This window comes from Streptomyces lushanensis (assembly GCF_001700515.1).
Lineage (GTDB): Bacteria > Actinomycetota > Actinomycetes > Streptomycetales > Streptomycetaceae > Streptomyces > Streptomyces lushanensis.
Map to the genome: position 1 here is coordinate 1 of NZ_MAUD01000097.1, position 7,711 is coordinate 7,711.

At 69.9% G+C, this 7,711-nt stretch carries 10 protein-coding genes and 1 pseudogene; 5 read left to right on the forward strand and 6 right to left on the reverse strand.

What is annotated here, in order from left to right:
• Both BFF77_RS36210 and BFF77_RS09430 read left to right on the forward strand, forming a co-directional pair.
• Positions 1 to 258 (forward strand): hypothetical protein (locus BFF77_RS36210; RefSeq protein ID WP_211280190.1); only part of this gene is annotated, 258 nt, incomplete at its 5' end.
• Positions 259 to 397: 139 nt separating this feature from the next.
• Positions 398 to 610 (forward strand): hypothetical protein, encoded by a 213-nt coding sequence (locus BFF77_RS09430; RefSeq protein ID WP_141698399.1) that lies wholly within the window; start codon positions 398 to 400, stop codon positions 608 to 610.
• Between the two features lie 613 nt (positions 611 to 1,223).
• On the opposite strand, the gene BFF77_RS33020 is transcribed toward BFF77_RS09430, so the two are convergent.
• Together BFF77_RS33020 and BFF77_RS34335 are read right to left on the reverse strand one after the other, a co-directional pair.
• A complete protein-coding gene (locus BFF77_RS33020) occupies positions 1,224 to 1,403 on the reverse strand; it encodes a hypothetical protein (protein ID WP_066946286.1) in 180 nt (59 codons plus the stop codon).
• Between the two features lie 92 nt (positions 1,404 to 1,495).
• Entirely contained in the window at positions 1,496 to 1,717 is a 222-nt protein-coding gene (locus tag BFF77_RS34335; protein WP_066946290.1) for a hypothetical protein, read from the reverse strand.
• Between the two features lie 95 nt (positions 1,718 to 1,812).
• On the opposite strand from BFF77_RS34335, the pseudogene BFF77_RS38145 reads away from it, so the two are divergent.
• A pseudogene (locus BFF77_RS38145) lies at positions 1,813 to 1,968 on the forward strand (NF041680 family putative transposase); the annotation flags it as partial.
• 13 nt (positions 1,969 to 1,981) lie between these two features.
• Here BFF77_RS38145 and BFF77_RS09445 read toward each other — a convergent pair.
• Entirely contained in the window at positions 1,982 to 2,365 is a 384-nt protein-coding gene (locus tag BFF77_RS09445) for a winged helix-turn-helix transcriptional regulator (RefSeq protein WP_066946291.1), read from the reverse strand.
• Between the two features lie 101 nt (positions 2,366 to 2,466).
• Between BFF77_RS09445 and BFF77_RS09450 the strand changes: the two genes are divergently transcribed.
• Positions 2,467 to 2,868, forward strand: coding sequence for a RidA family protein (locus BFF77_RS09450; RefSeq protein ID WP_066946293.1), 402 nt, complete (start codon positions 2,467 to 2,469; stop codon positions 2,866 to 2,868).
• 428 nt (positions 2,869 to 3,296) lie between these two features.
• On the opposite strand, the gene BFF77_RS09455 is transcribed toward BFF77_RS09450, so the two are convergent.
• The 3 genes from BFF77_RS09455 to BFF77_RS09465 all read right to left on the reverse strand — a co-directional run bounded on the left by BFF77_RS09455 (position 3,297) and on the right by BFF77_RS09465 (position 6,267).
• Entirely contained in the window at positions 3,297 to 3,740 is a 444-nt protein-coding gene (locus tag BFF77_RS09455) for a hypothetical protein (RefSeq protein ID WP_245703330.1), read from the reverse strand.
• Positions 3,741 to 4,435: 695 nt separating this feature from the next.
• The gene (locus BFF77_RS09460; protein WP_066946296.1) at positions 4,436 to 4,984 is read right to left on the reverse strand and encodes a YciI family protein; all 549 of its coding nucleotides are present in this window, start codon (positions 4,982 to 4,984) and stop codon (positions 4,436 to 4,438) included.
• Between the two features lie 539 nt (positions 4,985 to 5,523).
• Positions 5,524 to 6,267, reverse strand: a complete 744-nt coding sequence (locus BFF77_RS09465) for a TetR/AcrR family transcriptional regulator (RefSeq protein WP_066946299.1) — start codon at positions 6,265 to 6,267, stop codon at positions 5,524 to 5,526.
• A gap of 158 nt (positions 6,268 to 6,425) precedes the next feature.
• Between BFF77_RS09465 and BFF77_RS09470 the strand changes: the two genes are divergently transcribed.
• Positions 6,426 to 7,711, forward strand: a 1,286-nt coding sequence (locus BFF77_RS09470; RefSeq protein WP_169922640.1) for an MMPL family transporter, incomplete at its 3' end; no start/stop codon positions are given.

The following is a 7,711-nucleotide window of genomic DNA, read 5'->3' on the forward strand; positions in this document are numbered from 1 at the left end:
CCCGCGGGCGCGGGGAGCAGCCAGAAGCTCGCCGCCGCGCGGTTCATCGGTCCGGACCATCCCCGCGGGCGCGGGGAGCAGATCGCGGTCATCGACAAGGAGGAGACCGGACGGCTCCTCCCCACGCACGCGGGGTGGCCCGCCGCAAGCTCCCCCTCACCCGCCGGCTTCAGAGCTGCCCTGGGGACCGCCCCCTACGGGCACGGCTCCAACCGTTCGCGGAGCGTCGCGTCGGCGGCCGGGAGGTCCCACGCGTGATCGGTGGTCAGAGCGCTGATCGCTGCTTCGAGACCCAGCGGCTCGCGGCCGTCCCTGCGCACCGTACGGGTCGCGCGGCTTCGGCTTCCTCTCCGGCCGCCGCCGCGTTCTTCCGCGCGGCTTCCGTCGGCCCGCGGTCGTGCCGGACAAGCCCGTGGACCGGACCGAGCTGATGGAAAACCTGCGCAAGGCGCTTGCCGACGGCGTCAGTCTGACACCATTGCACCGTCACTTTGACCGGCTGGAGGCCGCCGCCCGGCAGGGCGCCACTGTGGAGGAGACCAGCCTGATCCACCGGGCATCCGAATCCACTGGGCATCCGATGTGTTGCTGCGCCTACATGGTGGCGTAGGCGTTCAGGCTCTGGCCTCGGACGGACGGGACCAGAGCAAGAGAACAGACCGTCGCAGCCCGGCGTCCACGCTCGTCCGGCCACAGGTCAGCGGGCCTGATCGCCCCGTTCCGGCATCTGCACCGGTCCCTGGGCCCGCCGTGAAGCCGGGCGGGGACCGGGTAAGAAAGGGACCGCATCAGAAATGGCAGGCTGTCCGTGCGGCGGTCCGTCAGGTGAGGAGCATTCTCCACCAACTCTCAAGCTCTGTTTCTCCCTCCGGCGACGAGATGCAGAGGTTGAAGCGGGATCTCGCCACAGCGTCGGAGACCGCGGGCGAGAAACTTTCGTCCAGTGAACGCCGCAAGGCGCGAGCCTGGATTGACCGCGGATGAGCGGCCCGCCCCTATGCTCAGCGGGAGCACCCGCTGAGCGCAGACTGTTTGCGCTGTCGCCGCCGCGATTCGCGGGGCTCTGAGAGGGCCGCCCGGGAGCGCCAAGGCGGCTACCGACGTCGCCCGGCTCATCTCCTTTCACCGGCGGCCGGATGGCCGTGGCTGTAAAATCTCTGGCCCCCGGGCGTTACGCAGACAACAATCACGGTAACGAAGAGTCGGGGGGTCGAGCCGGGCGGCTACGCGCTGGCGCCGCGGCCAGGGGCGATCACCAACTGGGCGGGATCCGTGACGCCAATGTTGTAGGCCGTCACGATGTTCTCGGCCAGCGGCTGGGAACGGGACTGGGAGCCGCCGCCGGAGTGCGTGGAGCGGATGGCGTCGGTCTTCCACTGACGCACGGTGCGCTTGCGGAGCACAACGGCCAGGCCTTCCAGGTCGACCTTCGGATCCTCTTCTTCCGTCCCCGCTTCGGTCGCCCGGAACCGGGTGCCGGGCGACTCCTAGATGCTTAGCAGGACGCGTAGATGCTTAGCAGGACGCGGAGCCTGCGGTCCAGACCCCAGGCGGTGTGGTACCCCAGCCCGTGACGGCGGGCGAAGTCGTCGACCGCGGCCTTCAGCGCCGCTGCTACCTCGGGTGCGTCAACGTCGGGGAAGCCGCGCTCTTGGCCGCGCCGCAGGTCCCGGCCGGCCGAGGGGAACAGGACGAGCTGCCGGTGTCCTGCCGGCACCAGCGGCGGCAGAGGCTGCGGAGCCGGTTCAGGCCGACGTCGCGACGATTTCGGGTTCAGCAGCTGCAAGCGCCGTTCCGTGTCCGCGAATGCCGGCCGGCCTGCCCGTGCCACACGCCGCCGACGGGCGCTTGGTCCTCGCGGCCGACGTCAGTAACTGGCTCCGCCCTGACGCACCGACCTGCGCGGACCCGCTCTGCCACGTCTACGGCCGCAGTGGACGATCAAGGAAGCGTGCAACGGGGGCGTGGTACCGCGCGCCCGTCAGGCGTCGAAGTGACGGCGCGCGTCCTCGACGTGACCGAGGTACTGGTGGGTCCACCCGCACATGGCGTCGACCGTGGTGCGCAGAGCCCGGCCCGGCTCGGTGAGGGTGTACTCGACCCGTGGCGGCACGGTGGGGTGCACCTTCCGGTCCACCAGGCCGTTGCGCTCGAGCATGCGCAGGTTCTGGGTAAGCATCTTGTGGCTGACGCCCTCGACCTCGTTCCGCAGCTCGCTGAAGCGCAGGGTGCGCTCGCCGAGCGCCTCGATGATCAGGAGCGCCCACTTGTTGGCGACGTCCGAGAAGATTTCCCGCGCCAGGGAGTCCGCGCGCCTTAGGTCAGCGTCCTCGGGCAGGCCCTCGAGCAGCTGCTTGGTCACCATCAGGTTCCTCAGTCACCGAAAAGTGCGTTCTTCCAGGTCAGATGCAACTCTCCTACAGTTTCCGAGTAACCACAAGAGAGTAAACCGGAAGGGCGAGCATCATGGCCACCATTGATGTCTTCAACTACAACGTGCCGGCCGAGAGTGACTTCGGCTACTCGCAGGCAATCAAGTCCGGCGAGCTGATCCACGTCTCCGGACAGCTCTCGTTCGACGAGGCGGGCGAATTCCTCCACGCGGGCGACTTCGTCGCCCAGCTCAGGCAGACCTACGTCAACATGGACAAGGTCCTGGAGCATTACGGAGTCACCCGGAACCAGGTCGTCTCACAGGTCCTGTACGTGGTGAACCTGCGGCGGAACGCCGCAGCGACGGCGGAGGGCAACCTGGCGTACTTCGGCGATCACCGCCCGGCCAGCACGGTCCTCGGCGTCACTGAACTGACCTTGCCCGGCCAGGTCGTCGAGATCAGCTTTGTCATCGACACGAAGCTGGCTGCCTGAACTCGCCCGCGGTGCGCGGCTCGGCGGCGCCGGCCGTACCTTCGGCATTGCGTGGCGTTCTGTCAGCTTGTGGGCCAGGTGTGCAGGAGGTCGGCGATGTTGCGGGCGGTGCAGGCGGGGGTGAGGAGGAGGTCGCGTAGCGCGGCGGTTTCCTCGTGAGTGGGCTCCCAGGCACTTGACGCCGGTGGCGGCGCGACGGGAGCGTTCGAGCCAGCGGCACGTCCGAGGGTGTCTACCAGGGCCCCGGCGCGCGTGCAGGGCCGTCCTAGAGGGGTGTTCGAGGAGTTCGGCGCGGTGGCGGGCGCAGGCGGCGACGGGGACTCCGCAGGAAGACGGTCTGGTGCAGTGGGGAGAGCAGTGCGCGGCGCAGGTCCTGGGCGATCCTCTTCGCGGTGCACGCGTCGGGGGCGTCGAGCGGGTGCGAGGGGTCACCGGCCACCGTCAGGACGACGCGGACCGGTATCTGCTTGAGGCGCTCGACCAGGACGTGCCACGCCTTCGACGTACCAGGTTCCGGCGTTGGCGTTGCTGAGGAAGTCGGTCCTCGGGTCGACCTTGACCGAGGCGGTGCAGGTCGAGGTGGTGGCGTTCACGGCGGTGCAGCTGGGCTTGCCGGTCAGCTCGAAGCCGTAGTCGGGGCCGGTGAGCGAGAACCCGTCGGCACCCTTGATGCCCGATTTGTCGGTCGCCGTCACGCTGACCTTGATGGTCTTCAGTCCGGAGGTGCCGATGTCCACCCTGTTGTCGCCGTCGACGACCACCTTGGTGATCTTGGTGTCCCCGACCCCGCCGTCGGCCTGCGCGGCGGGCACGGCCATGGCGGACAAGACCAGCGCGCCGGTTGTGACAGCGACGGAGGCGCGAATGCGCACGAGTTGTCCCCTCGTTGGAAGAACACGCCCACAACTCGGCGGCGCGCCCCTCTCGTCACGTATGCGGGACACGATGGCCCCTCTGACGTGGGACAGGACACGAGGGCAAAAGGTTGCAGAAAATATGAAAGTACTCCGAGTGCACCGTGGGTTGTACGCACCGTGATGTGCATACCCCGTGACGCTGCCAGGGCGGCTGCGGTGTGACGGATGTCCGTATCAAGCCGGGGAGCGATGAGACCGAGCGGGGGGGCAGACTGCGCGGTGACTCCCGGGCGGTGGCCACCACACCGAGTGCCCCGGTGTCGTACCTGTCAGCGAACCCGGAACAGATGCGCTGTTGGCCGGGTCGGTCGTACGCCGGTCATCGTGCGCGGCACGGCGGCGGCGCGGAGCGAGGGCCGACTGCCGGGCGGAGCATGCAAGATCACGGCAATCACGCAGGGCCGGCTTGTCCCAGCAGTCGCTGCTTCCAGCCCCGACCAGGCCCGGTACATCGTCCGGAAGGAGCGAGCGGGGCTACACACCCTCCTCTCATGTCCGGTCGGCCCACGGTCCCGCGCCGGGCGGGCGTGGGCGGGCACGGGTCGGCAGCCGCGCCGGGTCCGGCGTCAATGGCGCGGCCGCCGTTTCACTTCTGTCGGGCGAACGTCACAGGGCTTCGGCGGTGAAGTCGGCCGGGGCGTCCTCGGTCATCACCGGCGCCCGCCGAACTCCCAGTTGTGCACCTCGATGTCGGCATACCGGTCCGGGGTCAGAATGGCGTGCGCCGCGTGCGGGTCCGACGCCTGGACCAACGCCGCCGTGCCCAGCCAGACGGCGCCGTCATCCGACAGCAGCGGCCCGTAGGCGATCAGGTGGTCCGGATCGGGCGGCACCGCGGTGTCGGCGGCCTGCCCCGTGCCGAGGCCGAGCACCAGATACCGGTTGCCGCCGGTCTGGCCGCCGGGGAAGTCCCACATGGTGCGCCCCAGCGTGTTGTGCCACCGCCGTAGCAGCACATCCCGGTATACGCCGGCCTGGTAGTTCGGCTCGTCGAAGGCGAACGAGCGGGCGGCGGCGGGATCGGGCAGGTCGACGATGTGCACGCTGCCGGTGGGTGTGTCGCCGTCGTCGGCGAAGGTCGGGCCGCGGGCGATCATCTCTTTCGCGTACTGGTCCATATATGACCAATGCTCTTCCAGCAGTTCGTCGCGCAGTGGCAGGGAGTCGGGCCGGTCGCGGTGGTAGCAGAGGAACTCCATGCCCAAGGATCTCTTCACGGGGGCAACCAGGTCGAGCGGGTTTCACAGCGATGGCCGCCCGACGGCTCGTCCCAGCAGAGCACGATCCGGGCACCAGGCCGACGCGCGGAGGGCTCCCCGCCGTCCTCCGCGCCGACGACCTGGCGGAGGCGTCAGTCCTGTGCGGTAGCGCATCCCGACGATCACGCCCCACCGCGCCTGACGACCAGTCAGAACACGTCAGACATGCGTCAAGAAGCAGCGGCCCCGGCTTCCGCGACCAGGGCGAAGGAAACGCGCAGCTCGCAGAGCGAGCCTTTCGCGCCGATCGTGTCGCCCTTCTCAGCCGGGGCCGGGGCGAAGTCCGCCGGCTTCGAGGGCTTCGCGGACGCCTTCGCAGGTGCCTTCTCCGACTTCTTCGACGAGCTGTCGGAGGAGCGGCGCTCAGCCCGCCCGGCAGCAGGACGGCGCCGACCGCCGTCACCTTGGTCAACTCTCGTATCACAGCGATTCGTTCCTCGGTGGCGTCCGGTCCGAGGGGCGTCGAAACCGAAGAGGGATCAGATGGCGCCCGGCTCCGCTCCCACCCGTCTCCTGACGTCCGCCAGCAGATTCCGCATCGAGAGCCGGAACACCTCCGCCTGGTGCTCACCCATGAACCCCAGATGCCCGAACACCTCCAGCACCACCAGACCGTGCAGATGCCCCCACGCGCTCAGCAGCAGCGTTGAGGCGGCGGGGGGCAGCCCTCCCAGGGCCTCCGGGGCGATGTGGCCGAGGTAGGCACTGAGGGCGGGGGAGAGCGGTGGGGTGTCCGCCGCCGCGAGTCGCGCGGCGGACAGGTCCGCGAACAGCTCGCGCTCGAACACCGCACTCATCCGGCGCACTGCTTCCGTCGTGGGGCCGTCCGCCGGGGCCGCGTAGTGCCGTATCGGTGTGCCGTAAAGGAGCCGGAACAGCTCCGGATGGGCCAGCGCCCAGTCACGGTAGCCCTCGGCCACCGCCACCAGGCCCGGCGTCGCCGGGCCTGCGGGGCGGGTGGCGGCGGCCGTGGCGACGGCGTCGGCCAGGCTCTCGTACGCCTCCGTCATCACCGCCGTGACCAGCGCGTCCCGGTTGGGGAAGTAGTGGTAGAGCGCCTGCACCGTCATGCCCAGGTCCCGGGCGACGGCGCGCAGCGACAGGGCGGCGGGGCCGTGTTCGCTGATGTGGGCCATCGCCGCGTCCAGGATCTCCCGGGTCGCGGCGGCGCGTCGCCGCTCGCGCAGGGAGAGGGGCCGCGCGGGTTCCTCGGGCACGAGCAACCTCCCTTGCTGTCGGACGTGCTGTCAGAAAAATCTAACACTGCGAAACCTTTCATCTCCTGTCTAGGGTCGGGTCTGGCGAGCGTCGGTGGCCCTCATTCCGCGTCCTCTCCCGCGCCTGCCCTCAATCTGAACTGCCCGAATGGAGAAGCTGCGCCGTGTTTGAACGCATAGCCGAACTGGCCATCCGCCGGTCCCGGCTCGTCCTGATCGTCGCCGTCGTGGCCGTAGCCCTCGCGGGCGCGCTCGGCGCCGGCGCGTTCGGGGTGCTGAAAGGGGGCGGGTACGACGACCCGGCCTCCGAGTCCACCCGCGCCGCGCGGCTCATCGGGGAGCGGTTCGGGGGCGAGACCAACCTGATCCTGCTCGTCCGCGCCCCCGAAGGGGATGTCGACACCCCCGCCGCCGACAAGGGCGGCCGAGCGCTGGCCGCCGACCTCAAAAAGGACCCGGCCGTCAAGAACGTCGTCTCCTACTGGGAGACCGGCAGCCCCGGCCTCCGCTCGAAGGACGGCCGCGAGGCCATGATCCTGGCCCATGTGAAGGGGGACGCCAACGAGCTGGAGAAGAACGCCAAGACCCTCATCGCTGAGTACACCGGCGCGTACGGCGGCGGGCTCACCGTCCGCGCGGGCGGCGGCACCGCCGTCACCGCCGACCTGACCACGCAGGTGCCCAAGGACCTGCTGCTGGCCGAGGCCATCGCCGTACCCCTGACGCTGGTCCTGCTGCTGCTCGTCTTCGGCAGCGTCGTCGCCGCCCTGCTGCCGCTGGCCATCGCCGTTGTCGCCATCGCGGGCACCTTCGCCGAACTCGCCCTGATCGGCGGGGTAGCCGACGTCTCCACCTCCGCGACCAACCTCACCACCGCGCTCGGTCTCGGCCTCGGCATCGACTACGCACTGCTGATGACCAGCCGCTTCCGGGAACAACTCGCCACGGGCGCGAGCGTCGAGGACGCCGTACGGCACACGGTGCGCACCGCAGGCCGTACGGTCGCCTTCTCCGCCGCCACCGTGGCGGTCGCGCTCGCCGCGCTCCTGGTCTTCCCGCAGTACTTCCTGCGCTCCTTCGGCTACGCGGGTGTCGGCGTCGTCGCCATCGCCGCCGTCAGCACGCTGTTCGTGATGCCCGCCCTCTTCGTCGTCCTCGGCCACCGCGTCAACAGCGGCCGGCTTCCCTGGGCCGGGAAGACGCGCGGCACCGCGCCCGTGTGGGGGCGGCTGGCCGCCACCGTCATGCGACGGCCCGCGCTCACCGCGCTGCCCGTCCTCGCGGTGCTGCTGGTCATGGTGAGCCCGCTGCTCGGCCTCACCCTCGGCACCCCCGACGAGCGCGTGCTGCCGGAGGACGCGCCGAGCCGCCAGGTGGCGACGGCGCTACGCGAGGAGTTCGAAGGCAACGACGACGCGGCGATCCAGATCGTCCTCGACCGCGCGGTCGA